Origin of the sequence: Marinibaculum pumilum, assembly GCF_042646425.1 — a bacterium.
Lineage (GTDB): Bacteria > Pseudomonadota > Alphaproteobacteria > Ferrovibrionales > Ferrovibrionaceae > Marinibaculum > Marinibaculum pumilum.
Map to the genome: position 1 here is coordinate 646,534 of NZ_JBHRTR010000054.1, position 24,155 is coordinate 670,688.

Annotated in this window: 20 protein-coding genes; 3 read left to right on the forward strand and 17 right to left on the reverse strand. The window is 68.5% G+C overall.

All coding sequences use genetic code 11. The features are described from left to right. Positions 1-33 precede the first annotated feature (33 nt). The 9 genes from mreD to ACFOGJ_RS29930 all read right to left on the reverse strand — a co-directional run bounded on the left by mreD (position 34) and on the right by ACFOGJ_RS29930 (position 10,385). The gene (mreD, locus tag ACFOGJ_RS29890) at positions 34-549 is read right to left on the reverse strand and encodes a rod shape-determining protein MreD (protein ID WP_379906988.1); all 516 of its coding nucleotides are present in this window, start codon (positions 547-549) and stop codon (positions 34-36) included. A 9-nt stretch (positions 550-558) separates the two neighbouring features. Then, positions 559-1,605, reverse strand: coding sequence for a rod shape-determining protein MreC (gene mreC / locus ACFOGJ_RS29895; protein WP_379906989.1), 1,047 nt, complete (start codon positions 1,603-1,605; stop codon positions 559-561). Positions 1,606-1,810: 205 nt separating this feature from the next. Further along, on the reverse strand, positions 1,811-2,851 hold the full coding sequence (locus ACFOGJ_RS29900; RefSeq protein WP_379906990.1) for a rod shape-determining protein: 1,041 nt from the start codon (positions 2,849-2,851) through the stop codon (positions 1,811-1,813). Positions 2,852-3,772: 921 nt separating this feature from the next. Then, the gene (locus ACFOGJ_RS29905) at positions 3,773-4,312 is read right to left on the reverse strand and encodes a MaoC family dehydratase (protein ID WP_379906991.1); all 540 of its coding nucleotides are present in this window, start codon (positions 4,310-4,312) and stop codon (positions 3,773-3,775) included. A gap of 5 nt (positions 4,313-4,317) precedes the next feature. Continuing rightward, entirely contained in the window at positions 4,318-5,202 is an 885-nt protein-coding gene (locus ACFOGJ_RS29910; protein WP_379906992.1) for an SDR family NAD(P)-dependent oxidoreductase, read from the reverse strand. A gap of 47 nt (positions 5,203-5,249) precedes the next feature. Further along, the gene (locus ACFOGJ_RS29915; protein ID WP_379906993.1) at positions 5,250-6,791 is read right to left on the reverse strand and encodes an acyl-CoA synthetase; all 1,542 of its coding nucleotides are present in this window, start codon (positions 6,789-6,791) and stop codon (positions 5,250-5,252) included. 163 nt (positions 6,792-6,954) lie between these two features. Further along, on the reverse strand, positions 6,955-7,974 hold the full coding sequence (ilvC, locus tag ACFOGJ_RS29920; protein WP_379906994.1) for a ketol-acid reductoisomerase: 1,020 nt from the start codon (positions 7,972-7,974) through the stop codon (positions 6,955-6,957). A gap of 52 nt (positions 7,975-8,026) precedes the next feature. Further along, complete coding sequence (gene ilvN, locus ACFOGJ_RS29925; RefSeq protein ID WP_379906995.1) at positions 8,027-8,587, reverse strand: acetolactate synthase small subunit; 561 nt, start codon at positions 8,585-8,587, stop codon at positions 8,027-8,029. 31 nt (positions 8,588-8,618) lie between these two features. Then, the gene (locus tag ACFOGJ_RS29930; protein WP_379906997.1) at positions 8,619-10,385 is read right to left on the reverse strand and encodes an acetolactate synthase 3 large subunit; all 1,767 of its coding nucleotides are present in this window, start codon (positions 10,383-10,385) and stop codon (positions 8,619-8,621) included. Between the two features lie 479 nt (positions 10,386-10,864). Here ACFOGJ_RS29930 and ACFOGJ_RS29935 point away from each other — a divergent pair, with 479 nt between their 5' ends. After that, positions 10,865-11,278, forward strand: a complete 414-nt coding sequence (locus ACFOGJ_RS29935; RefSeq protein ID WP_379906998.1) for a hypothetical protein — start codon at positions 10,865-10,867, stop codon at positions 11,276-11,278. A gap of 30 nt (positions 11,279-11,308) precedes the next feature. Here the strand turns inward: ACFOGJ_RS29935 and miaA are convergent, their stop codons facing one another. Continuing rightward, complete coding sequence (gene miaA / locus ACFOGJ_RS29940; protein ID WP_379907000.1) at positions 11,309-12,271, reverse strand: tRNA (adenosine(37)-N6)-dimethylallyltransferase MiaA; 963 nt, start codon at positions 12,269-12,271, stop codon at positions 11,309-11,311. A gap of 162 nt (positions 12,272-12,433) precedes the next feature. On the opposite strand from miaA, the gene serB reads away from it, so the two are divergent. Then, positions 12,434-13,333: a phosphoserine phosphatase SerB gene (serB, locus tag ACFOGJ_RS29945; protein ID WP_379907001.1), complete on the forward strand. Its 900-nt coding sequence runs from the start codon at positions 12,434-12,436 to the stop codon at positions 13,331-13,333. A gap of 88 nt (positions 13,334-13,421) precedes the next feature. Here serB and ACFOGJ_RS29950 read toward each other — a convergent pair whose 3' ends face one another. From ACFOGJ_RS29950 to hflK, 3 genes are all read right to left on the reverse strand, one after another. After that, positions 13,422-15,026: a DegQ family serine endoprotease gene (locus tag ACFOGJ_RS29950; RefSeq protein WP_379907002.1), complete on the reverse strand. Its 1,605-nt coding sequence runs from the start codon at positions 15,024-15,026 to the stop codon at positions 13,422-13,424. 443 nt (positions 15,027-15,469) lie between these two features. Then, on the reverse strand, positions 15,470-16,534 hold the full coding sequence (gene hflC / locus ACFOGJ_RS29955) for a protease modulator HflC (RefSeq protein WP_379907003.1): 1,065 nt from the start codon (positions 16,532-16,534) through the stop codon (positions 15,470-15,472). Next, positions 16,531-17,715: an FtsH protease activity modulator HflK gene (gene hflK, locus ACFOGJ_RS29960; RefSeq protein WP_379907004.1), complete on the reverse strand. Its 1,185-nt coding sequence runs from the start codon at positions 17,713-17,715 to the stop codon at positions 16,531-16,533. The genes hflC and hflK overlap by 4 nt, the downstream gene beginning before the upstream one ends. Before the next feature lie 245 nt (positions 17,716-17,960). Between hflK and apbC the strand changes: the two genes are divergently transcribed. Further along, positions 17,961-19,118, forward strand: coding sequence for an iron-sulfur cluster carrier protein ApbC (gene apbC, locus ACFOGJ_RS29965; RefSeq protein WP_379907005.1), 1,158 nt, complete (start codon positions 17,961-17,963; stop codon positions 19,116-19,118). A gap of 176 nt (positions 19,119-19,294) precedes the next feature. Here apbC and ACFOGJ_RS29970 read toward each other — a convergent pair whose 3' ends face one another. The 4 genes from ACFOGJ_RS29970 to ACFOGJ_RS29985 form a co-directional block, all read right to left on the reverse strand. Beyond that, positions 19,295-20,245 (reverse strand): ABC transporter permease, encoded by a 951-nt coding sequence (locus tag ACFOGJ_RS29970; protein ID WP_379907006.1) that lies wholly within the window; start codon positions 20,243-20,245, stop codon positions 19,295-19,297. After that, positions 20,242-21,219 carry an ABC transporter permease gene (locus ACFOGJ_RS29975; protein WP_379907007.1) on the reverse strand — a complete coding sequence of 326 codons (978 nt, stop codon included), beginning with the start codon at positions 21,217-21,219 and terminating at the stop codon, positions 20,242-20,244. Before ACFOGJ_RS29975 ends, ACFOGJ_RS29970 begins: the two co-directional genes overlap by 4 nt. A 69-nt stretch (positions 21,220-21,288) precedes the next feature. Then, positions 21,289-22,920 (reverse strand): ABC transporter substrate-binding protein, encoded by a 1,632-nt coding sequence (locus ACFOGJ_RS29980; RefSeq protein ID WP_379907008.1) that lies wholly within the window; start codon positions 22,918-22,920, stop codon positions 21,289-21,291. A gap of 475 nt (positions 22,921-23,395) precedes the next feature. After that, positions 23,396-24,076: a transposase gene (locus ACFOGJ_RS29985; RefSeq protein ID WP_379907009.1), complete on the reverse strand. Its 681-nt coding sequence runs from the start codon at positions 24,074-24,076 to the stop codon at positions 23,396-23,398. Between the last annotated feature and the right edge of the window lie 79 nt (positions 24,077-24,155).

The window sequence follows — 24,155 nt, forward strand, 5'->3', positions numbered from 1 at the left end:
TTCCTCGGGACCGGTTCCGGGCCACGGCGCCGGTCAGGCGAGCCGGGCGAGCCGCACTTCCGCCCAGATGAAGGCGCGCGCGACCAGGGGAAACAGCAGGATCGTCAGCAGCGCCTGCACCGCGAAGGGCAGCGGGTCGAACAGGTTGCCATAGAACAGGCAGCCGATCGCCCAGGACAGCGCCGTGCAGGTCAGGGTGACCATGCCGAAGGCCAGCCAGGCGATCGGGAACGGCCGGCTCTGCAGGATCAGCCGCTGCGACGTGGTGATGCCATAGGCGAACAGGTAGAGGATCGCGTTCAGCCCCAGCGGGCCGCCCAGCAGGCAGTCCGCGATCACCCCCAGGAAGAACACCACCGGCGCCGACAGCCATTCCGGGCGGTAGACGCTCCAGTAGTAGATGCTCATCAGCGCCAGCATCGGCGTTACCGGCACCGCGGCGCTGCTCTGCGCCGGCGCGGCGCCCAGCATGATCAGCGCCAGGGTGATCACCATCGGCACCACCTGGATCAGGTTGCGGCGCCATTGCGGGGGCAGGGTCTCTCCCATCGCCGGGCCCTAGCGCGCCGCTGCCTGACGCGGCATCGCGGCCGCGGGCGGCGCTCCGGTCCCGCCGCCCAATGCCTCTGCGCCCCGTGCATCGGCCGGCCGCTGCGCGGGCAGCGGGATGCCGTTGCCGGTACCGGCCGCCGCGCCCGAGGGGCCGTCGCAGCTCTGTCCCGTCGCCGGCGCGTCCTTCGCCGCGCCCCAGAGCGGCGCCAGCATCCGCATCGGCCCGGCCAGGTCGGGCTGCGGCACCGGATCGACCACCAGCGGCGTGTATTTCAGCACCCGCAGGAATTCCTGCCGCGCGATGTCGGTCGCCAGCGCCACCCGCACCAGGCCGTCCGCGACCTCCGTCACCCGGCCGACCACCAGGCCCGGCGGGAACAGCCCGCCATCGCCGGAGGTGACGACCCGGTCATCCCTGGCGACCTCGGCCGACTGGGGCAGGAAGGCGATCCGCGGCTCGGCGGTATTGTCGCCGGTGAGGATGCCGCGCACATGGCTGTCGGCGATCAGCACCGGTACACGGCTGTTCAGGTCGGTCAGCAGCAGCACGCGCGACGAAGTCCGGCCCACGGTGATCACCCGGCCGACCAGGCCGTTGTCGCCCAGCACGGGGTCGCCCTTGTCGATGCCGGCGTCGACGCCGGTGCGCAGGATCAGGGTGCGGACGAAGGGGCCGCCGGGATCGCCGATGGCGCGCGCGGTGACGAAGTTCTGCAGCGGCTCCTTGCTGGTCAGCAGCAGGTCGCGCAGCTGGTTGTTCTCCTGCTCCAGCCGCAGCGCGGCGTCGCGCCAGTGCTGCAGCCGGCGGTTCGCCTCCAGCAGGGCGGCGTTCTGGTCGCGCAGGGCGATCCAGGCGCGCACCTCCGCCACGCCGCGGTTCACCGCGCCGACCGGCTCCTGGATGAAGGTGATGGCGGGGGCGAAGACGTCGAGGACGCTCTGCCGCAGGCGGTCTGTCAGGCTATGGTCGACACGGCTCAGGATGATCAGGGCGATCGCGGCGGCGACGAACAGCACGAAGGCGAGACGATGCCCCCACGCCCGGAGGGGCATGGCATGATGCATCACTTTGGTCTCGCGGATACGCATCTGTCCCTGTTATCCCGCTCGAAACTTGCCGCCTGACGCTCTTTCTCCCGATCAGGTTCCCCCAAATGCCCCGATCCCCCGCCGCCGCTGTTTGCCCGGCGGGAACCCGCAGTTCCGATCCTTGCCGTTCTGCCGACCCGCCGCCCCCCAGCGGCCGGCCGCGCCGGTGTCAGATCGGGTTGTAGAGCACGTGCTTGAGGGTCTTCATCTCCTCAAGCGCACGCCCGGTGCCCAGTGCCACGCAGCTCAGCGCCTCGTCGGCGATGGAGACCGGCAGGCCGGTCGCATGGCGCAGGACGAAATCCAGATTGCCGAGCAGGGCGCCGCCGCCGGTCAGCACGATGCCCTTGTCGACGATGTCCGCGGCCAGTTCCGGCGCGGTATGTTCCAGCGCCACCTTCACCGCCTCGATGATCGCGCTGACCGGTTCGGCCAGGCTCTCGGCGATCTGCCGCTGGCTGATCACCAGCTCCTTCGGCACGCCGTTCATCAGGTCCCGCCCCTTGATCAACATGGTCGCGCCGTCGCCGTCTTCCGGCGGGCAGGCGGAACCGATCTGCTTCTTGATCCGCTCGGCGCTGGACTCGCCGATCAGCAGGTTATGGTTGCGGCGGATATAGGCGATGATCGCCTCGTCCATCTTGTCGCCGCCGACCCTTACACTTCGTGAATAGACGATGCCGCCCAGCGAAAGGACCGCCACCTCGGTGGTGCCGCCGCCGATATCGACGACCATCGACCCGGTCGGCTCGGTCACCGGCAGGCCGGCACCGATCGCCGCGGCCATCGGCTCCTCGATCAGGTAGACGCGGCGCGCGCCCGCGCTCTCCGCACTTTCCATGATCGCCCGCCGCTCCACCGCGGTGGAACCGGACGGCACGCAGATGATCACCTGCGGGCTGGCGAAGGAACGCCGGTTGTGAACCTTGCGGATGAAATGCTTGATCATCTCTTCCGCGACTTCGAAATCGGCGATCACGCCGTCGCGTAAGGGGCGGATCGCCTCGATATTGCCGGGGGTGCGGCCCAGCATCAGCTTCGCCTCGTCGCCGACGGCGAGCACCTGCTTCTTGCCCCGATGGCTGACGATCGCCACCACCGACGGCTCATTCAGAACGACGCCGCGCCCCTTCACGTAGACCAGGGTGTTGGCCGTTCCGAGGTCGATGGCCATGTCGGCCGACAGCACACCTAGCAGACGAGAGAACATCTATGCCTTGCCATTCCCGCTCACAGCGCCAGCAGCCCCGAGTTCACCCGACCGGGATCGCCCGATCCGGGCCTGTCGCCCAACCTGCATCCGGACAGCCTGCCCGGACTTCCCTATCCGTCACCCGGCCCGGTCCCGGCATAGCCACGACCCGGACCGCACGCATGCGACCCAAAAAAGAAGCCGGCCCCGCCGATTGCGGGCCCCGCCTGTTGTTCTGTTCCGCAGCCGGTGACCACCCGAACCGATATCCGATGGCCCGCTTACTCGTTGGCCTCCTCACCGGATGGCCAGCCCACTTGGAGGCCGACCTACTTGACGGCCGACCCACCTGGCGGCTCACCCGTCCCGAGGCCCGTTCATCCAGCGCCCCGTCCGGCGGTTCGATCTCCGAATCGCACTTGCGATTCGCCTCGATTCGCCACTTCGGGCGGTGCCGGGTCACCATTGCCACCGGGTCGTTTCCGGCAGGGACGATCTGACAGGATCCACCGCCCTGCCGGCGGCCGATCGGCCCCGGGGGCCGGTAGTTCCGGTACGACGGGCGGGATCCACGATCCGATCGGCGAAAGGCCGCAATCCCCAAAAACCTAATCGCAACTGTCAGTTACTGGACAGACCGCAGATGACGCGTGAATGACGCCCCGCAGAACCCACGACCAGCGCGCTCCTTCATATATCTTGTACGCTGATGCCCGATGGGTCGCAACCGGAAATCTCGCCCGGCTCCGGCTGATTCTCCTAGGGATTCCCTAAGGATTCGTCACCGCGGAGAGGGCGGAACCGGCCACTGCGGCCCCCAGGGCCGGGCCCCTTCCCGTTGGCCCTACCAGCGGTCAGACCGGTGGCAGCCGGTTGCGCCGGTGCGGACGGCTGCCTGGCCGCCGCCATCGCCCCGGCGAGTGGCCGTCACCGCGATGGTCACCCGACGGCGGCCGGCCGGCGGCGCACCAGGTAGCTCTGCCGGCCTTCCAGGCAGAGGGTGCCGTCCTGGTTCCGAATCGTCAGGGCCAGGGTGACCGTGCCGGTGGTCCGGCGCGGCACCTTCTCGACCAGTTCAAGCATCGGATAAAGGGTGTCACCGGCATAGACCGGTGCCAGGAAGCGGCTGTCCTGGGAGAGGAAGGCGACCAGGGCGTCGCCGACCTCGAACGGAAAGCGCCCGGCACCTGCGGCGCCCAGGATCACCACCTGGTAGCCATGGGCCAGCAGGTCGCGATGCCCCCGCGCCCGGCAATACGCGACATCGTAGTGGATCGGGTGGTTGTCGCCGCTGGCCGCCTGGAAGGCGGAGAAATGGGCCGCCGTCAGGGTCCGGGACGGGATCGGGAAGCGCTCGCCGATCTCGAAATCCTCGAACCAGCGCCCTGCCCCGCCGGCATGAGCCGCGGGATCGAAGTCGGGCGCCGGCCGCTCTCCGCCGCCATCGCCATCTGCCCCCTCGCCGCCGGGGTCGCCCATAGCGCTCACCGGCCGCTGGGGTTGCGGATCGCGATCGGCACGCCTGTAGTGCCCTGGTCCAGCCCGGCCTTGCGCAGCAGCGGGCTGTCGCCGGTGAAACCGAACATGTTCGGCCCGCTTGCCAGCAGGCCGCCATCGATCACCAGGCATTGGCCGGCGATGAACTCCGACTGATCGGAAGCCAGGAAAACCATGCCGTCGGCGATATGGCCGGGCATCCCCGGCTCCGGCCAGGGTTGGCGGGCCAGCATCATGTCGGTGGCGGCCTGCATGTCGCCGCGGTGCAGCAGTTCGGTCATAATGCCGCCCGGCGCGATCGCGTTGACCCTGATCCGGGCCGGGGCCAGTTCGCAGGCAATACTGCGGGTCATGTTCACCACCGCCGCCTTCGCCCCGGAATAGGCATGGCCGCCGGCGCCGCCGCCCAGACCCGCGATCGACGCGGTGTTGATGATCGTGCCGCCGCCGCCCTGCCGCTTCATCTGCACCGCGGCATGCTTGATCCCCAGGAAGACGCCGCGCACCAGGACCCGGTAGGTGAAGTCCCATTCGTCGACAGTGGTATCTGTGATCGGCCCGAAGGCGCCGCCGACCCCGGCATTGTTGACCATGCAGTCCAGGCTGCCGAAGCGCTCCACGGCCAGTGCCACGGCCGCCTCGACATCGGCCTCTTCCGCAACGTCGGTGCGGTGGAATGCGATCCGGTCGCCCGCGCCGCGCGCCTGCGCCATCTCCACCGTGCGCGCGCCGTTCGCCTCGTTCAGGTCGGCGACGACCACGGCCGCGCCAGCTGCAAGGAAGCGCAGCACCGCCTCCTGGCCGATGCCGTTGGCGCCCCCGGTAATCACGGCCACCTTGCCGGCAAGCGTGCCGGCGCTGACTTCGGTCATGCGTTTCTCCCCCTCTTGCGCCCGCCCCGCACCCTCGGGAGAGGCGTTCAGACGATGCGGCTGTCCCGATTTCCCCAATAGCGGTCGCGCAGCAGGCGCTTGTACAACTTGCCCGTGGGATGGCGTGGCAGTTCCTTCTCGAAATCCACGCTGCGGGGGCATTTCACGGCAGACAGTTGCCTGCGGCAATGCGCCATCAGCTCCTCCGCCAGGTCCGGGCCCGCATCGGCCCAGTCCATCGGCTGCACGACAGCCTTCACCTCTTCGCCGAAATCCTCGTTGGGCACGCCGATCACCGCGACATCCGCAACTTTCGGATGGGTGATCAGGACATCCTCCGATTCCTGCGGATAGATGTTCACCCCGCCGGAGATGATCATGAAGGCCTTGCGGTCGGTGAGGTAGAGATAGCCTTCCTCGTCCACCCGGCCGATATCGCCCAGGGTGGTCCAGCCCGCCTCGTTCTTGCTCTCCGCGGTCTTGCCGGGGTCGTTGTGGTAGGAGAATTCCGGGCCGTTGGCGAAGTATATCAGCCCCGCCTCGCCGATGGGCAGGTCCGCGCCATCCTCGCCGACGATGTGCAGCTCGCCGACCAGCGCCCGGCCCACCGAGCCCGGATGGGCCAGCCATTCCTCGGAGGTGATGGCGCAGAAGCCGTTGCCCTCCGACCCGGCATAGTACTCGTAGAGCACCGGCCCCCACCATTCGATCATCTGCCGCTTCACTTCCACCGGGCAGGGGGCGGCGGCATGGATCGCCACCCGCATGCTGGAAACGTCGTACTTCGCCCGCACTTCCGGCGGCAGCTTCAGCATGCGGACGAACATCGTCGGCACCCACTGGCTGTGGCTCGCACGGTACTTTTCGATCAGCTGCAGCGCCCATTCGGCGTCGAACTTCTCCATCACGATGCAGGTGCCGCCGATCTTCTGAACCTGCATGTTGAAGCGCAGCGGCGCGGCGTGATAGAGCGGCGCCGGCGACAGGTAGACCATCTCCGGCGACATGTCGTAGAGCTTCGCCGTCACCTGGTGCAGCGGGCGGATCGCGTCGATCGCGTCGCCGGTCAGCGCCACCTTCACCCCCTTCGGCCGGCCCGTCGTGCCGGAGGAATAGAGCATGTCGCCGCCGGCGATCTCGTCCGCGATCGGCGTATCCGGCTGCGCTTCCAGCAGCGGTTCCAGGCGGGTCCAGCCCTCCAGGTCACCGCCCAGGATCAGCGGCAGCACCCCGTCATCGAGTTCCCGCACCAGGTCCGCCGCCATGGCGCGCAGCGCGTCGGAGGCGATCACCAGCTTCGCGCCGCAGTCGCGGACGATATAGGCCGTCTCGCCCGCGGTCAGGCGGGAAGAGATGCAGGTGAAGTACAGGCCGGAACGCTGCGCGCCCCAGCAGGCCTCGAAATAGCGGGCGTTGTTCTCCATCACGATGGCGATGTGGTCGCCGAAGGTCAGCCCCTTCGACCGGAACAGCTGCGCATAGCGGTTGGAGCGGCGGTCGAGTTCGCCGTAGGTCACCACCTCGCCGGAGCCGGCCATGATATAGGCGGGCTTCTCCGGCATCGCCTTCGCGTGATGGAACGGATGCATCCGCGCTGTCCTCCCCTGCCGCGCCGATCGGTCATGCGGCCGACGGGCCGAAGCGTCGCGCTGGCGAAATTCTGTTGGGCAATCCTGCCCTGTTCGCGGGTTGCGAACAAGGCGGCCTGACGCGGCCCGGACAGGGGTCCGGGCCGCAATCCGGGCCGGCTGGTCAGTTCTTGCTCTTGTCGACCAGCTTGTTGGCGGCGATCCAGGGCATCATGCCGCGCAGGCGCTCGCCCACCTGCTCGATCTCATGGCCGGCGCTGGCCGCGCGCATGGCCTTGAACGAGGTCTGGTTGACCTTGTTCTCCAGCATCCAGTCGCGCACGAACTTGCCCGACTGGATGTCGCCCAGCACGCGCCGCATCTCCGCCCGGGTCTCGTCGGTGACGATGCGGGGGCCGCTGACATACTCGCCATACTCGGCCGTGTTGGAGATCGAGTAGTTCATGTTCGCGATGCCGCCCTCGTAGATCAGGTCCACGATCAGCTTCACCTCGTGCAGGCACTCGAAATAGGCCATTTCCGGCGCATAGCCGGCCTCGACCAGGGTCTCGTAGCCGCCCTTGATCAGCTCCACCAGGCCGCCGCAGAGCACCACCTGCTCGCCGAACAGGTCGGTCTCGCATTCCTCGCGGAAGCTGGTCTCGATCACGCCGGCGCGGCCGCCGCCGATGGCGCAGGCATAGGACAGGCCGATCTCGGTGGCATTGCCGGACGCGTTGCGATGCACCGCCAGCAGGCAGGGCACGCCGCCGCCGCGCTGATACTCGCTGCGCACGGTATGGCCCGGGCCCTTCGGCGCGATCATGAAGACGTCCAGGTCGGCGCGCGGCTCGATCAGGTTGAAGTGGATGTTCAGGCCGTGCGCGAAGGCCAGCGCGGCACCCTCCTTCATGTTCGGCGCCAGGCTCTCCTCGTAGATGCCGGCCTGCAGCTCGTCGGGGGTGAGCATCATCACCACGTCGCCCCAGGCGGCCGCTTCTTCCGGCGTCATCACCTTCAGGCCGGCGCCCTCCGCCTTCTTCGCGGTGGCGGAGCCGGCGCGCAGCGCAACCGCCACCTCGGCCACGCCGGATTCCTTCAGGTTGTTGGCATGGGCATGGCCCTGGCTGCCATAGCCGACGATGACGACCTTCTTCGACTTGATCAGGTTCACGTCGGCGTCGCGATCGTAATAGACGCGCATCGGGGTCTCTGCTCCTTCTTGATTGTCCTGTTGGCGCTTGATTCTGTCGGCGTCAGCCGGCCGCCGCGGCAGTGCCGCCGGACGCCGGTGCGACCTCGCCCGCCGCGATCGCCAGTGTCGCCGGGCCGCGGCTGATCGCCACCACGCCGGTGCGGGAGACGTCGGCCAGCCCGAGCGGCCGCATCAGCTCGATGAAGGCGTTGATCTTGTCGGTGGAACCCGTCATCTCGAAGACGAAGCTCTCGGTGGAGGAATCCACCGCGCGCGCGCGGAAGATGTCGGCGATGCGCAGGGACTCCACCCGTGCCTCGCCGCGGCCCACGACCTTGATCAGCGCCAGTTCGCGGGCGACATGCGGCCCCTCCACGGTCAGGTCCGACACGCTGTGCACCGGTACCAGGCGCTCCAGCTGCGCCTTGATCTGCTCGATCACCATGGCGGTGCCGGAGGTCACGATGGTGATCCGCGACAGCTTCTCCGCGGCATTCACCTCCGCCACCGTCAGGCTCTCGATATTGTAGCCGCGACCGGAGAACAGGCCGATCACGCGGGCCAGGACGCCGGCCTCGTTGTCGACGAGGACGGCAATCGTATGCGACTGGATCTCGCTCATTTGGCTTTCGTCTGCATCATATCTGGGCCGGTCAGACCAGCGCCTTGCCGGCATCGGAGACCGCGGAGCCAAGCTCGTCATGGTCGGAGGCCAGCAGCATCTCGTTATGGGCCGCACCCGACGGCACCATGGGGAAGCAGTTCTCGGTCTTGTCCACGACCACGTCGAATACCACCGGCCGGTCGGTGGCGATCATCTCGTCCACCATCGCCGGCAGCTCCGCCGGGTCGGTGGCGCGCAGGCCGACGCAGCCGAACGCCTCCGCCAGCCGCACGAAGTCCGGCAGGGCGTCGGCATAGCTCTCCGAATAGCGGCCGCCATGCAGCAGCTCCTGCCACTGGCGCACCATGCCCATATACTCGTTGTTCAGGATGAAGACCTTCACCGGCAGGCGGTGCTGCACGGCGGTGCCCAGCTCCTGGATGTTCATCAGGATCGAGCTTTCGCCCGCCACGTCGACCACCAGCGCGTCCGGATGCGCCACCTGCACGCCCAGCGCCGCCGGCAGGCCGTAGCCCATGGTGCCCAGCCCGCCGGAGGTCATCCAGCGGTTCGGCTCCTCGAAGCGCAGGAACTGTGCCGCCCACATCTGGTGCTGGCCGACCTCGGTGGTGACATAGGCGTCGCGGCCGGCGAGCCGGTCGCGCAGCACCTCCAGGGCATATTGCGGCTTGATCACCTTCGGCGACTGGCCGTAGCGCAGGCAGTCCTTCGCCCGCCACTGGTCGATCTGCTGCCACCAGGGCTCCAGCCGGCGCCGGTCCGGCGCCTGCGGCAGGGCCTTCCACGCCTGCATGATCGCCGCCAGCACGTGGCGGACATCGCCGACGATCGGCACATCCACCCGCACGTTCTTGTTGATCGACGAGGGGTCGATGTCGATGTGGATCTTCACCGAATTGGGGGAGAAGGCATCCAGCCGGCCGGTGATCCGGTCGTCGAAGCGCGCACCGACATTCAGCATGACGTCGCAGTCATGCATGACGTGGTTCGCCTCCCAGGTGCCGTGCATGCCCAGCATGCCGAGGAACTGCCGGTCGCTGGCGGGATAGGCGCCCAGCCCCATCAGGGTGCTGGTCACCGGGAAGCCGGACTCCCGCGCGAATTCGCGCAGCAGCCGGGAGGCTTCCGGCCCCGAATTGATGACGCCGCCGCCGGAATAGATGACCGGACGCTCCGCCTTCGCCAGCAACTCCACCGCCTCCGCGATCTTCGCGGGATCGCCCTCGACCCGCGGACGGTAGCTCTTGTGGTGGATCTCGCCGCCGGGCGGGGTGTAGCGGCCCTTGGCGATCTGCACGTCCTTCGGCAGGTCGACCACCACCGGGCCGGGCCGGCCGTGGGTGGCGACATAGAACGCCTCATGTACCACAGGCGACAGGTCGTCCGGCGTCTTCACCAGCCAGTTATGCTTGGTGCAGGGCCGGGTGATGCCGGTGGTGTCGCATTCCTGGAAGGCGTCGTTGCCGATCAGGTGGGTCGCCACCTGGCCGGTCAGGCAGACCACCGGGATGGAATCCATCAGCGCGTCGGTCAGCCCGGTGACCGCATTGGTCGCACCGGGACCGGAGGTCACCAGGACCACACCGGGCTTGCCGGTGGAACGGGCATAGCCCTCCGCCATGTGCACGGCGCCCTGTTCGTGGCGCACCAGGATGTGGCGGATGTGGTTCTGCTGGAACAGCGCGTCGTAGATGGGAAGTACCGCCCCGCCCGGATAGCCGAAAATCACGTCTACGCCCTGATCGACCAGGGCCTTGATGACGATCTCCGCACCCGACAACTGTTCCTCGGACATACCCATACCCTCACACATCGCGCCTTCGGCTGCCGCCGCCATGCACCGGCCGGCCCCGTCCGGGCCCTTACCGGCAGGCGACGGCCGAAGGCGATGGCAGAAATGAACCCCGCTGCCGGGCAGCGCCTGTCCGGCCCGCCCGCGCCAATGGGCCCGCGCACCGCCTTGAACCCTTGGCGGCACGCGCCCTGTCGGCAGGATTTCAGAAGCGCTGCAACCTAACGGCGGGCTTCCCGGAGGTCAACACAGAAATGCGAATAAACGGAAAGGTTGGCACGCACTTTTGATAGGTTTGTTGCGCAGAGCGCTGGCTAAACCTCACATGCTTGCTCAACGTGCATCGGGCGTATGGCCGGCGGGCCTTCATCCCCGCCGCAAGGACGGACCGGACACACCGCGTTCGCCCATACGTTGCATCCGCCCCTGGCTGCCGGCACGCTCAGGCTGCACGATCCGACCGTCAGTGCAGGAGAAGACCGATGACACAGGACCCACAGGCAATCGACCTGCAGATCGTGGCCGATACGATCAAGGAGGAGAATGGGTTGATCCATCAGCGCCTGCTCTGGGGACTGACCCTGCAGGGCTTCATGTTCGCCTCCTACTTCTGGGACGGATCGGACGAGGTGGAGCCGATCAAGTTCGCCCTGCCCTGGCTCGGCGCGATCCTCGGCCTGAGCAGCGTGACCGGCAGCATCTTCGCCCATTGCGCGGTGGAGCGGGCGATCCGCACCTTCAACGAACTGCAGACGCGCCGTGGCGGCGTGCTATCGGTGAATCCGGCGATGCAGGTGCCGCGCCTGCTGCTGCCCTTCGCCCCGCACTTCTTCATTCCCTTCGCGGTGACCGTATTCTGGATCGTGGTCTGGTTCAGCAACCACGGATCCCACTGACCCCTGCCGCCGCGACCCTCCGGTCCGGACTCAGGCGCGGTCCGGCAGCACCGCCTGCAGCGCCGCCTGCAGCCGCGCCGCCTGCGGCGGCCAGTCCGCGGCCCAGGGCGCCGACGGCAGGAAAAGCGGAGCGGGTGCGCTGCGGGCGACCCCGCGATGGCGGGCCCAGGTCATCTGCCGCTTCGCGTATCGCCGCGTATCGCGCTGCGCCAGGGCCAGGGCCGTGGCCCGGTCGCTCTCCCCGCGCAGCAGGGCGGCGAAATGCGGCACGCCGACCGCCTTCATCACCGGCAGGTCGGGATCGAGGCCCCGCGCACAGAGCGCGCCGACCTCCTCCAGCGCGCCGGCCGCGAGCATCGCAACCAGGCGGGCGTCGCAGCGGGCATAGAGCGCCGCCCGCGGCGGCAGCAGGATTACCGCCAGGGCCGGCGGTGGCAGCAGCGGCACCGGCGCCTCGGCCTGCCAGGCGGTGAGGCTGCGCCCCGTCGCCTCCGCCACCGCCAGGCCGCGGACCAGCCGCTGCCGGTCGCCGGCGGGCAGGCGGGCCGCCAGTTCCGGATCGACCCGGGCCAGCAGCGCGCGGAACCGCTCGCCGCCAAGTGCGGCGTGGCGCGCCTCCGCCGCCGCCAGGGCGACCGGCGGCACGTCCGGAATCACCGCCAGCCCGTCGTAGAGGCTCGCCAGGTAGAGCCCGGTGCCGCCGACCAGGATCGGCAGGCGATCGCGGGCGGCGATCTCCCGGGCGGTCGCGGCCGCCTCCTCCGCCCAGGCGGCCGCACTGTAGCGGCAGCCACCGTCGACATGGCCGTAAAGATGATGCGGCACCGCCCGGCAATCGGCTTCGTCGGGACGGGCACTCAGCAGGCGCAGATCGCGATAGACCTGCATGCTGTCCGCGTTCACCACCTCGCCGTCCAGGCGCCGCGCAAGGTCCAGCGCCAGCGCCGACTTGCCGCTGCCGGTGGGGCCATAGATGGCCAGGCTCGCGGTCACCGCGGCGCCCCGGCCCGGTCGCCGTCGCGCGGTTGAGCGCAGGCGCTTTTCCGCCTACAAGCGCGGCGCGGCCTGCCCATGCCGCACGCGACCGCGCCGGCGGTCTCGCGAATCTCCCGATACCGGGCATCTCGAAGCCGAACTTCCCAAAGCGGAACTTCCATGAGCCACGTACTGATCCTGATCTCGGCGCCGGACGATCCGGCGGTCGACGATAGCCTGCTCGCCCGCATCGCCGATGCCGCGGGCGCCGATGCGACCCAAGCGCAGATCCTGGCGCCGGGCAAGGCGGCGGAGCTGCCGCTGAAGAGCGGCGTCGATGCCGCCGGCGCCGCCCGTGCGGCGGCGGAGGCGCATGCCGGCCTGCCGGTGGATTCGGTCGTGCTGCCCGCCGCCAACCGGCGCAAGCGGCTGCTGCTGGCCGACATGGATTCCACGATGATCCAGCAGGAATGCATCGACGAGCTGGCCGACCGGCTCGGCCGCAAGGCCGATGTGGCGGCGATCACCGAGAAGACGATGCGCGGCGATATCGACTTCCCCACCGCGCTGCGCAGCCGCGCCGCCATGGTGGCCGGCCTGCCGGCCTCCATCATCGACGAGGTCTTCGACAGCGCCATCACCTTCACCCCGGGCGGCGCCACGATGATCGCCACCCTGCGGCAGGCCGGCATCTATACCGCACTGGTCAGCGGCGGCTTCACCGACTTCACCAGCCGTGTGCGCGGCCGGCTCGGCTTCGACGAGGATCGCGCCAACCGCCTGGTGATCGATGACGGCGGCCGCCTGACCGGCGGTGTCCACGACCCGATCCTCGATTCCTCGGCGAAGCGCACCGCGCTCGACGAACTTGCCGGCCGGCTGGGCATCGGCCCGGCCGATGCCGCGGCGCTGGGCGACGGCGCCAACGATTGCGACATGATCGCCCATGCCGGGCTGGGCATCGGCTACCGGCCGAAGCCGAAGCTGGCCGCGGTTGCGGATGCCATCCTGCACCATGCCGACCTGACCGGCGTGCTCTACCTGATGGGTTTCCGCGAGGCGGAGTTCGCGGCCGCCTGAGCCGGAACAGAAAAAGGCGGCGGACCTGCCGGGCCCGCCGCCTCTTCCTCTTCGGTCTGCGTGCGGGGCCTGCCGGCCCCGCCGATGCTCAACTCTGGCCGAGCGGCACCGCCACGAACTGCAGGCTGCCTTCCCGGTTGACCAGGAACAGCACCGTCTTGCGGTTCTGCTTGTCGCGGATGTCGTTCACCTGCTCGACCAGCTCGTCGGGCGTGGTGACCTGGTTCTGCGCCACCTCGACGATCACGTCGCCGGGCCGCATGCCCTTGCGGGCGGCGGGACCGTCGGTGTCCACCTTGGTGACCACGACACCGCTTTCCGCATCGTCGAGCTGGAACTCCCGCCGGGTCTCCGCGGTGACCGGCGCCACGGTGATCCCCAGATCCTTGATCGTGGTGCCGGTGGGCTTCTTCAGGTCGTCCTTGTCCTCGTCCTCGGACGGGGCCGCCGCCACCTCGTCGGACTCGTCGAGCTCGCCGACATCGACCTTCAGGGTCTCCGTCTTGCCCTTGCGCCAGATCTTCACCGGCACCTCGACGTCGATCTCGGTCTCCGCCACGATCCGCGGCAGCTGCGACATCCGCTCCACCGCCTGGTCGTTGAAGGACAGGATCACGTCGCCCGGCTGGATGCCGGCCTTGTCCGCCGGACCGTCGTCGGTCACGCCTGCGACCAGCGCGCCCTCCGCCTCGGCCATGCCCAGGCCGTCGGCGATCTCCGGCGTCACGCTCTGGATCCGCACGCCGAGCCAGCCACGGCGGGTACGGCCGTACTTGATCAGCTGGTTCACCACCGGCTTGGCCAGCGACGAGGGCACCGCGAAGCCGATGCCGACGGAACCGCCGGTCTGCGAGAAGATCGCGGTGTTCACGCCGATCACCTGGCCGTCCACATTGAACAGCGGCCCGCCGGAATTGCCCTTGTTGATGGACGCGTCGGTCTGGATGTAGTCGTCATACGGGCCGGACCGGATGTTCCGTCCACGGGCGGAAACGATGCCGGCAGTGACCGTGCCCCCCAGCCCGAACGGGTTGCCGATCGCGACCACCCAGTCGCCGACCCGCAGGGTGTCGGAATCGCCCCACTGCACCGACGGCAGCTTGTCGTCGGTCGTCACCTTCAGAAGGGCGATGTCGGTCTTCGGGTCGCGCCCGACCAGCTCCGCCGCATATTCGGTGTCGTCCTGCAGGATGACCTTGATCTCGTCCGCCTCGGCGATGACGTGGTTGTTTGTCACCACATAGCCGTCGTCGGAGATGATGAAGCCCGAACCCAGCGAACTCACCGGTCGCGACGGGCCGGGTGCCGGCCGGCCATGCTTCTCGAAGAAATCCTTGAAGAAATCCTCGAACGGGGTGCCCGGCGGCAGCTCCGGCATCCCCTCCTCTTCCTCGCGGTTGGGGCCGGCGGCCATCACCCGCCGCTGCGAGGTGGAGATGTTCACCACTGCCGGCGACAGGTCGTCGACCAGGTCCGCGAAACTGCCGGGGACCGGCCGGGCGTCGGCACTGGCCGGCGCCGCCGACAACCCGATGCCGAAGGCGATCAGGGGCACCGCCGCCAGCGCTGCGACGCGGCCCAGTGTGAACCGGCGTGCGTCCGGCACCGCCGTCGCCCGGGCCGGCGCGGCCGGCGGCATGTCGGCCAGTGCCGCGCCACGCACCTTCTCTGCCAGGATAGTCATAGCTCTCATGGTACTCCCTAGACTTTCCATCGAAAGCGTCTGGCGACCGCCGGGAGCTGCGGTCCGGCCGCCCCCGCACCTGGATCGCCAGCGCACCGTCGCATCTGGATGCGGCGACATGCGGCACCGGGCCGGGCGCGGCGGTCCGCGCCCCAACGGGGGCCGGCCAGCCGTTCAGACATATGTGGGTGCTCGACGCCGCCCTGCGAGGCCTGTCCGCCGACCGGGGCCGGCGGGACGGGACAGGAACGGCGGCACAAGCGCTGCATGTGTCCTGCGCCACATGCTAGCCCCAAATGTGTCCGAATTGTGCCCTTCCTGTCACAGGGAAGCATCAATCGCGTTCACAGTGATGCGACCGCCCCCGCAGCGTTCGCGTCGGGGCGGTCGCACCGGCCGGTCGCCCAGGGCCGGTCGCCCAGGGCCTGTCGCAGTGGGCCTGTCGCAGTGGGCTACTGCGCGGCCGGAGCCGCCGCCGGCTGCTGGTCCGAAGCCGCGTCTGCGGCCGGAGCGGCGGGCGCCGGAGCGGTGGAGGCCGCGTCAGGGCCTGCCGCCTCGTCGCCACCGGTGGCGGTCTGTTCCGCCGCCAGGTCTCCGGCCTGCTCCAGGATCGCGGCACCGTCCGTCCGGCCCGGCCCGGGCCTGACGATCGGTCCGGGAATGCCCTGGAAGTAGCGGAAGAACTCCGAGTTCGGGGTCAGCACCATGCGGGTGTCGTCCGACTGCAGGGCGGTCTCATAGGCCTGCAGCGACCGGTAGAAGGCATAGAACTCCGGGTCCTGGTTGGCGGCATCCGCCAATGTCTTGGTCCGGATACCGTCGCCCTCGCCGCGGGTGATCTCCGCATTCTTGCGGGCTTCGGCCAGGATCTCCGTGCGCTGCCGGTCGGCATCGGCCCGGATACGCTCCGACAGTTCGTCGCCCTGGGCGCGGATCTGCGCCGCCTCCTGCTCGCGCGCGGTCTGCATGCGGCGGAAAATCGTCTGGCTGACCTCGTCGGGGAAGTCGGCGCGCTTGATGCGCACGTCCACCACCTCGATGCCGAAGCGCTCCGCCTCTCTGTTCAGCAGCTGCTGGATCTCGGTCATCACCTGGCTGCGCTCGCCGGAGACGATGGCGTTCGAGGGCTCGCGTCCCAAGACCTGCCGCAAAGACGAGTTCAGGAGCGGCCCCAGCCGGGTCCTTGCCCCCGCCACCGTGGTCGTCGTCTGGTACAGCTTCAGCGGATCGACAACCCGGAACCGCAGGAAGGCATCCACCACCAGCCGGCGCTGGTCGGAGGCGATGATCTCCTCCGGCTGCGAATCCAGCGGCAGGATGCGCTTGTCGATGAACACCACGTCCTGCACGAACGGCACCTTCACGTGCAGGCCGGGCTGGCGGATCACCTGCTTCGGGTCGCCGAACTGGAAGACCAGCGCCTGCTGAGTCTCGTAGACGGTGAACAGCGCGCTGGAGGCGACGATGCCAAGTCCCACCAGGACGATCGCGACGATGGTCAGGAGGGCGCGGCTCATTGCGCGGCTCCCTGGCGGGAGGACGTAGAACCGCTGCCGGGACGGCGCAGCTCATCCAGCGGCAGGTAGGGCACCACGCCCTGACCGCCGTTCTCCGGCTGCGTGATGATCATCTTGTCGGTCCCGCTCATGATCTTCTGCATGGTTTCCAGGTAGAGGCGACGCGTGGTGACGTCCCTGGCCTGGACATATTCGTTGTAGACGGACAGGAAGCGGGCCGCCTCACCCTCGGCGGCATCGGTCACTTCCTTCTTGTAGGCGCGCGCCTGCTGTTCCAGGCGCTGCGCCTCGCCGCGGGCCCGCGGGATGATGTCGTTGGCATAGGCCTGCGCCTCGTTCTGCTTGCGCTCGCGGTCCGCCTGGGCGGCCTGCACGTCGCGGAACGCCTCGATCACCGCAGCCGGCGGATCGACCTTCTGCAGGTTCACCTGGGTGACCTGCACGCCGATCTCGTAGCCATCGAGGATCTTCTGCATCAGTTCCCGGGTGGCCGCCTCGATCGGCCGCCGCCCCTCGGTCAGGATCTGCTGGATCTCGTTCTTGCCGATCACTTCGCGCATCGCGCTCTCGGCCACGTCCTTCACGGTGCCGGGCGGGTTCTCGACGTTGAACAGGTAGTTGCCCGCGTCCTTGATCACCCAGAGCACGGAGAAGTCGACGTCGACGATATTCTCGTCGCCGGTCAGCATCAGGCTCTCCTCCGGCACGTCGGTGCCCGACGGCATCCGTGCGCCCACCGCCTCGGCGCCGGTGCGCAGGCCGATCTCGGTCCGCCGCACCTGGGTCACCTTCGGGGTCAGCACGGTCTCCACCGGCCAGGGCCAGTGGTAGTTCAGGCCCGGCAGGGTGGTGGAGACCCACTTGCCGAAGCGCAGAACGACGCCCTGCTCGTCGGAATTGACGCGGTAGAAGCCGGAGGCCAGCCAGACCGCGATAACGACCAGGATCAGCAGGATGATCCCCCGGCCGCCCATGTTGCCGGGAAGGAAGCGCCGGAAGCGGTCCTGACCGCGGCGCAGCAGATCCTCGAGATTGGGCGGCTGCTGGCCGCCACCACCGCCGCCGCCGCCGCGCGGTCCCTGGCCCCACGGGCCACCGCCGCCGCCGCCGTTGCCGCCGCCCCACGGGCCGCCGCCTCCCTGATTACTCCACGGCATCAGCGCCACGTCCTTCCAATCCATCCACGTCTTCCATCCCGCCTCCGGCACCGGCCGCGCCCCCCCGATCCCGTCGCCGGGAATGGCGCCGCCGCTGCATGCGTGACCCGCCACCATGGGCTGCAGACATGGGTTCCTGCAAGTCCGGCAGCCCGGCCGGGGTCACGAAACTTTTGCCGATACGGGCGCGCGCGTTATATCAGCCGCGGCCCGGCCGGCAAATCCCGCCGGTCAGGGGTGATATCGAGTATTCCCCGGAGTTATCAAGGATGCCGCCGAGCCCCACCTCCCCCTCCGTCAGCCGCGACGACGTGCTGCATGCCCTCGCCGCCGTCATCGACGACCGCAGCGGGCGCGACGTCGTCAGTGCCGGAATGATCTCCGGCATCGTCGTGCGCGACGGCAATGTCGGCTTCGCCGTGGAGGTCGACCCGAAGGAAGGCGCCGCCCGCGAGCCTCTGCGCCGCGCCTGTCACGATGCGGTCCTGGCCCTGAAAGGTGTCAGTTCGGTCACCGCCGTGCTGACCGCCCATAACGAGGCGCCGCAGGCAAAGGCCCCGCCGCCGCAGCAGAGCCAGGGGCAGCCTCCCGCCTCCGGCCGCGCGCGCGTCGCGGAAAAGCCGGCGATCGAAGGCGTCCGCAGCATCGTCGCGGTCGCCTCCGGCAAGGGCGGCGTCGGCAAGTCGACCACCGCGGTCAATCTGGCCCTGGGCCTCGCCGCGGGCGGTCGCAAGGTGGGCCTGCTGGACGCCGATATCTACGGACCCTCCATCCCGCGCATGCTGGGGCTGTCGGGCAAGCCGGAGACGCCGGACGGAAAGCGCCTCGACCCGAAGCAGGGCTGGGGCCTGAAGGTGATGTCGATGGGCTTTCTGGTCGCCGAGGACACGCCGATGATCTGGCGCGGCCCGATGGTGATGAGCGCGCTGGAACAGATGCTGCGGGACGTGAACTGGGGGTCGCTGGACGTGCTGGTCGTCGACCTGCCGCCGGGCACCGGCGATGCGCAGCTGACCATGGCACAGCGGGTGCCGATCACCGGCGCGGTGATCGTTTCCACGCCGCAGGACATCGCTTTGCTGGACGCCCGCAAGGGGCTGAACATGTTCCACAAGGTGGAGGTGCCGGTGCTCGGCATCGTGGAGAACATGTCCTACTTCCTCTGCCCGCATTGCGGCGAGCGGTCGGAGATCTTCGGCCATGGCGGCGCGAAGGCCACCGCGGCCGAACTCGGCGCCGATTTCCTGGGCGAGGTGCCGCTGCATATCGAGATCCGCAAGACCTCGGACAGCGGCCGCCCGGTGGTCGCCAGCGCGCCCGACAGCCCGCATGCGCAGGTCTACCGCGAAATCGCGGAGCGGATCGGGGACAAGGTGGACGCTCTCGTCTCGGGCGGCCCGAAGGGGCCGCGCATCGTGGTGGAATAAGGGACGGCGCACGGGCAAGCACCGCTGACCGTTCCGTTTCCGCCTCCTTCGCCGTCATCCTCGGCCACCGAGCCGAGGATCACGACGGGTGGCGCAGCGAACCGGCGCGGCCGCAGCGCCGGCGCCAGGGTCCTCGGGGCAGGCCCTGCGATGACGACAATGTGAAAGCGCCCGACCTACCGCAGCCGCGGGTTCAGCGCGTCGCGCAGCCAGTCGCCCAGCAGGTTGATCGCCAGGACCAGGATCGCCAGGGCTGCGCCGGGGAAGATGGTGATCCACCATTCGCCGGAGAACAGGAAGTCGTTGCCGATCCGGATCAGGGTGCCCAGCGAGGGCTGGGTCGGCGGCACGCCGACACCCAGGAAGCTCAGGGTCGCCTCGGTGATCACCGCCAGGGCCAGGTTGATGGTGGCGATCACCAGCACCGGGCCCATCACGTTGGGCAGGATATGGCGGAGCATGATCAGCACCTTCGGGATGCCGATCAGGCGGGCGGCCTGCACATATTCCTTGTTGCGCTCCACCAGGGTGGAGCCGCGCACGGTGCGGGCGTACTGCACCCAGAACGACATGCCGATGGAGAAGACCAGCACCCAGAAGGCGGTATCCTCCCGCCGCACATCCTCCAGGATGCCGTGCACCACGCCGTCGATCAGCAGCGCGATCAGGATCGCCGGGAAGGTCAGCTGGATGTCGGCGATGCGCATGATCACCGTGTCCAGGGTGCCGCCGACATAGCCCGACAGCAGGCCCAGCGAGATGCCCAGCACCGCCGCGAAGGCGACGGAGGCGAAGCCGACGGCGAGGCTGATCCGGGCGCCGTAGAGGATCGCCGACAGCACGTCGCGGCCCTGGTCGTCGGTGCCCAGCAGGAAGCGGGGATCGCCGTATTCCGACCAGACCGGCCCGGTCAGGCTGTCCATCAGGCTCAGCCCCGCCAGGTCGTAGGGATTATGCGGCGCGACCCAGGGGGCGAAGGCCGCGCCGAGGACGAACAGCAGGGTGATCCCGGCCGCCAGCACCGTCACCGGCGAGGCGAGGAAGGAATGCAGCATGTCGCTGTCGAGGATCCGCGCCAGCCGGCCCCTGGCCCTTGCCGGGGGAGCGCTTTCGCCCTGCACCGTCATTGCACCGCCTTCTCGACCCGCAGCCGCGGGTCGACCTCGAAATACAGAATGTCGACGATCAGGTTGATCAGCACGAACAGAAAGGCGATCAGCAGCAGGTAGGCGGCCATGATCGGGATGTCGACGTTCTGCACCGCCTGCAGGAACAAGAGCCCCATGCCCGGCCACTGGAACACCGTCTCGGTGATGATGGCAAATGCGATGATCTGGCCGAGCTGCAGGCCGGTCACCGTGATCACCGGGATCAGGGTGTTCTTCAGCGCGTGGCGGAAATGCACCGCCCGGTCCGACAGGCCGCGGGCGCGCGCAAACTTGATGAAGTCGGTGCGCAGCACCTCCAGCATCTCCGCCCGCACCAGGCGCATGATCAAGGTCATCTGGAACAGGCCCAGGGTGATCGCCGGCAGGATCAGCGCCTTCAGCCCCGACACGGTCAGCAGCCCGGTGCGCCAGAAGCCCAGGTCGACCACCTCGCCGCGTCCGAAGCTGGGCAGGATCTGCAGGTTCACCGCGAAGACGAAGATCAGCAGGATCCCGATCAGGAAGGTGGGCAGCGAGATGCCGACCAGGGACACGGTCAGGAACAGCTTCGACAGCCAGGCATGCCGCCTGATGCCGGTATAGACCCCCATCGGGATGCCCACCAGCAGGGCGAAGATCGCCGACGCGATGGACAGTTCCAGGGTCGCCGGCAGCCGCTCCAGGATCATGCCCGCGACCGGCTGCTTGAACTGGTAGGAGGTGCCGAAGTCGAACTGCGCGGCATCGCCGACGAAGCGCAGGAACTGCAGCCAGACCGGATCGTTCAGGCCCAGCCGCTCGCGCAGCGCCTCGCGCTCCGCCGGCGTGGTCTCCACCCCGACCATCTGGTTCACGGGGTCGCCGACATAGCGGAACATCAGGAACGCGAGCAGCGCCACCACCAGCATGACCAGGATGGCCTGCAGCAGGCGGCGGATGACGAAGGCTGTCATGCGGAAAGCCGGCCGTTGCGCCGGAAACGACGGGCGGCCGGGCGGTCTGCCCGCCCGGCCGCTCAGCCGCTACTTCTTGTTGACGTGGTAGAACATCAGCACGTTGTCGGCGCGCTGGACCAGGTCCACGCCATCGGCAACGCCCCAGGCCAGGCCCTGCTGGTGCAGCGGGATATGGCCGACATCGTCGTGATGCATCTTGAACGCCTCGGCGATCATCTGGTCACGCTTCTCGGGGTCGTTCTCCACCAGGATCTTGGCGGTCAGCTCGTCCACCTTCGGGTTGCAATAGCCGCCCAGGTTGAAGGGGGATTCGCTGCCTTCCTCCGACCGGCAGTGCATCAGGTTGGACAGCACGTTCCAGCTGTCGAAGGAACCCGGCGTCCAGCCCAGCAGGTAGAACGAGGTGTCGAAGTTGTTGGACTGCAGCACCTTGGCGAAATACTTCGCCTTCGGCTGGGCGTTCAGGTTCACCGTCACGCCGATCCGCGCCAGCATCGCGGTGATCGCCTGGCAGATCGCCTCGTCGTTCACGTAGCGGTCGTTCGGGCAGTCCATGCCGACCTCGAAGCCGTCCGGATAGCCGGCCTCGGCCAGCAGCTTCTTGGCCGCCTCGGGATCGTAGGGATAGCGCTGGAACTGGTCGGCCAGCTTGAACATGAACGGCGAGATCATGATCGCCGACGGCGTCGACAGGCCGCGCATCACCTTCTGCTTGATCGCCTCGATGTCGATCGCCTGGTAGAAGGCCTGCCGCACCCGCTGGTCCTTGAAGGGGTTCTTGCCCTTCACGTTGGAGTACAGCAGCTCGTCGCGCATCTGGTCCATGCCCAGGAAGATCGTGCGCAGCTCCGGCCCGGTCAGCGCCTTGGTGCCGTCATTGGCATCGACCCGCTTCAGGTCCTGCACCGGCACCGGATAGACCATGTCCATCTCGCCCGACAGCAGGGCCGCGACCCGGGTGGCGTCGGACGCGATCGGCACCAGCTCAACCCGGTCGACATTGAAGTCCTTGTTGGCAGCGTTCCACCAGTCCTTGTTCTCCTCGAACACCGTCTTCACGCCGGTCTCGTGGCTGGCGACCTTGAACGGCCCGGTGCCGTTGGCATTCAGGGAGGCGTAGTTCGGGTTCTCGTCGGAAGCGGAGGTGACCATCACGGCGTCGTTCGCCTCGGCCCACTCCTTGTCCATGATGCCCCAGGTATCCCACTCGTAGTGCAGGATCGGGTTCGGCCCGGGGGAGACGAAGTCGACCGTGTAGTCGTCGACCTTCTCCACCTTCACGTCGGGGCCGATGCGGGTCTTCAGGTCGGATTCCTTCGACCGCACCCGGTCGGCGGAGAACACCACATCGTCCGCGGTGAAGTCGTTGCCGTTGTGGAACTTCACCCCTTTGCGCAGATGGAAGCGCCAGCGGTTCGGCTCGATCACCTCCCAGCTCTCCGCCAGGGCCGGCTGGATTTCCAGGTCGGGGCCGCGCTTGGTCAGCCCCTCGTAGACATTGCCCAGGGTACCGAGCGAGAAGGTCTCGTTCAGGCTGTAGGGGTCCAGGCCCCGCAGCTCGCCCTGGAAGGCATAGGTGAAGGTCTCCGCGCTGGCGGCGCTGCCGGCGCCCAGCATCACGGCACCGGCGGCGAGCGCGAGGAGCGCGCGCCGGCCACGACGCATGCCGCATCGCGCAGTTGTCCTGCTGTCGATCATCGAAGCATCCCCTGTCATTCGCGCCTTCCCCGCAAACGACGGGCGGCGCTGGTTGGTTGTGACCTGCGCGGCCCGTGTCACCGCCGCGTGTCAGCCGCGGCCAGTATCGGCATGGGAACGGGCCCGACGCAAGCGGACGGAACGGCGATGGGGATGCGGCGGGCGCAGCCGCCGCCGGCACCGGTCAGGACGGATGCCCTGGCGCCCGGATTTCCATCCGGTCCCAGGAACCGCCCGCGGCGATGATGCAGATCGCGTCCCGGCTGGGATCCACGGCCGCCACGGTCCAGGTGGAGCCGTCCGTGGCATTTCGGGGTATTTCGGGGACACGGTATTTCGGAGACACAATACCTAACGCAACGATCGAGGCTTCGGCCCTGGCTTCCGTTTGCGCAGGTGCCGACCCGTTTCTCGTTCCAGCCGTGCGATGAACGCATCGTCCCCCAGCGGCCGCAGTATTTCGGGGACACAATACCTAACGCAACGATCGAGGCTTCGGCCCTGGCTTCCGTTTGCGCAGGTGCCGACCCGTTTCTCGTTCCAGCCGTGCGATGAACGCATCGTCCCCCAGCGGCCGGCCGGTGCGCTGATGTGCCTCGAGGACGGCCACCTCCGCCTCGGGCAGGTCGCCCGCCTCCAGGCCATGCCGCAACATGGCGTTCCAGTTGCGATGGATCCCCGCCAGTGCCGCGCGGTCGGTCAACCCGTCATCGGCTCCCTCCAGATGGTGTCGCGCACTGGACCAGCGCCAGTCCTGCGCGCGCCGCACCAGACCTGCACGAACCGGGTTGAGCTCGACATAACGCACCGCGACCATCAGATGCGCCTCATCCATCGGATAGCTCGCGAAGCGCCCCTGGAACAGATAGCCGGTCCAGCCCTGCGCCGCATTGACCCGCCGTGAATAGCGCCGGTGCGCCTCGCCAAGGGCGCCGCGAAGCCCGTCCGCTTCGCCCGGCACGAGCACCAGATGCAGATGATTCGGCATCAGGCACCAGGCGAGGCAAGTCACGGCCCGGGCTGCAAAGGCCTCCGCGACGAACGCGCAATAGGCGGCATAGTCGCCAGGCGCGAAGAAGATCTCCTGACGGCGATTGCCCCGCTGGGTGACATGATGGGGAACGCCTAGGACGACGATGCGGGCAAGGCGGGCCATGCCGGAGGGTCGCGCCTCCGGCACCACCCGTCAATCACGTATCGTGCTTCCGCGACGGCCGGGGGCTGCCGGCAATTAT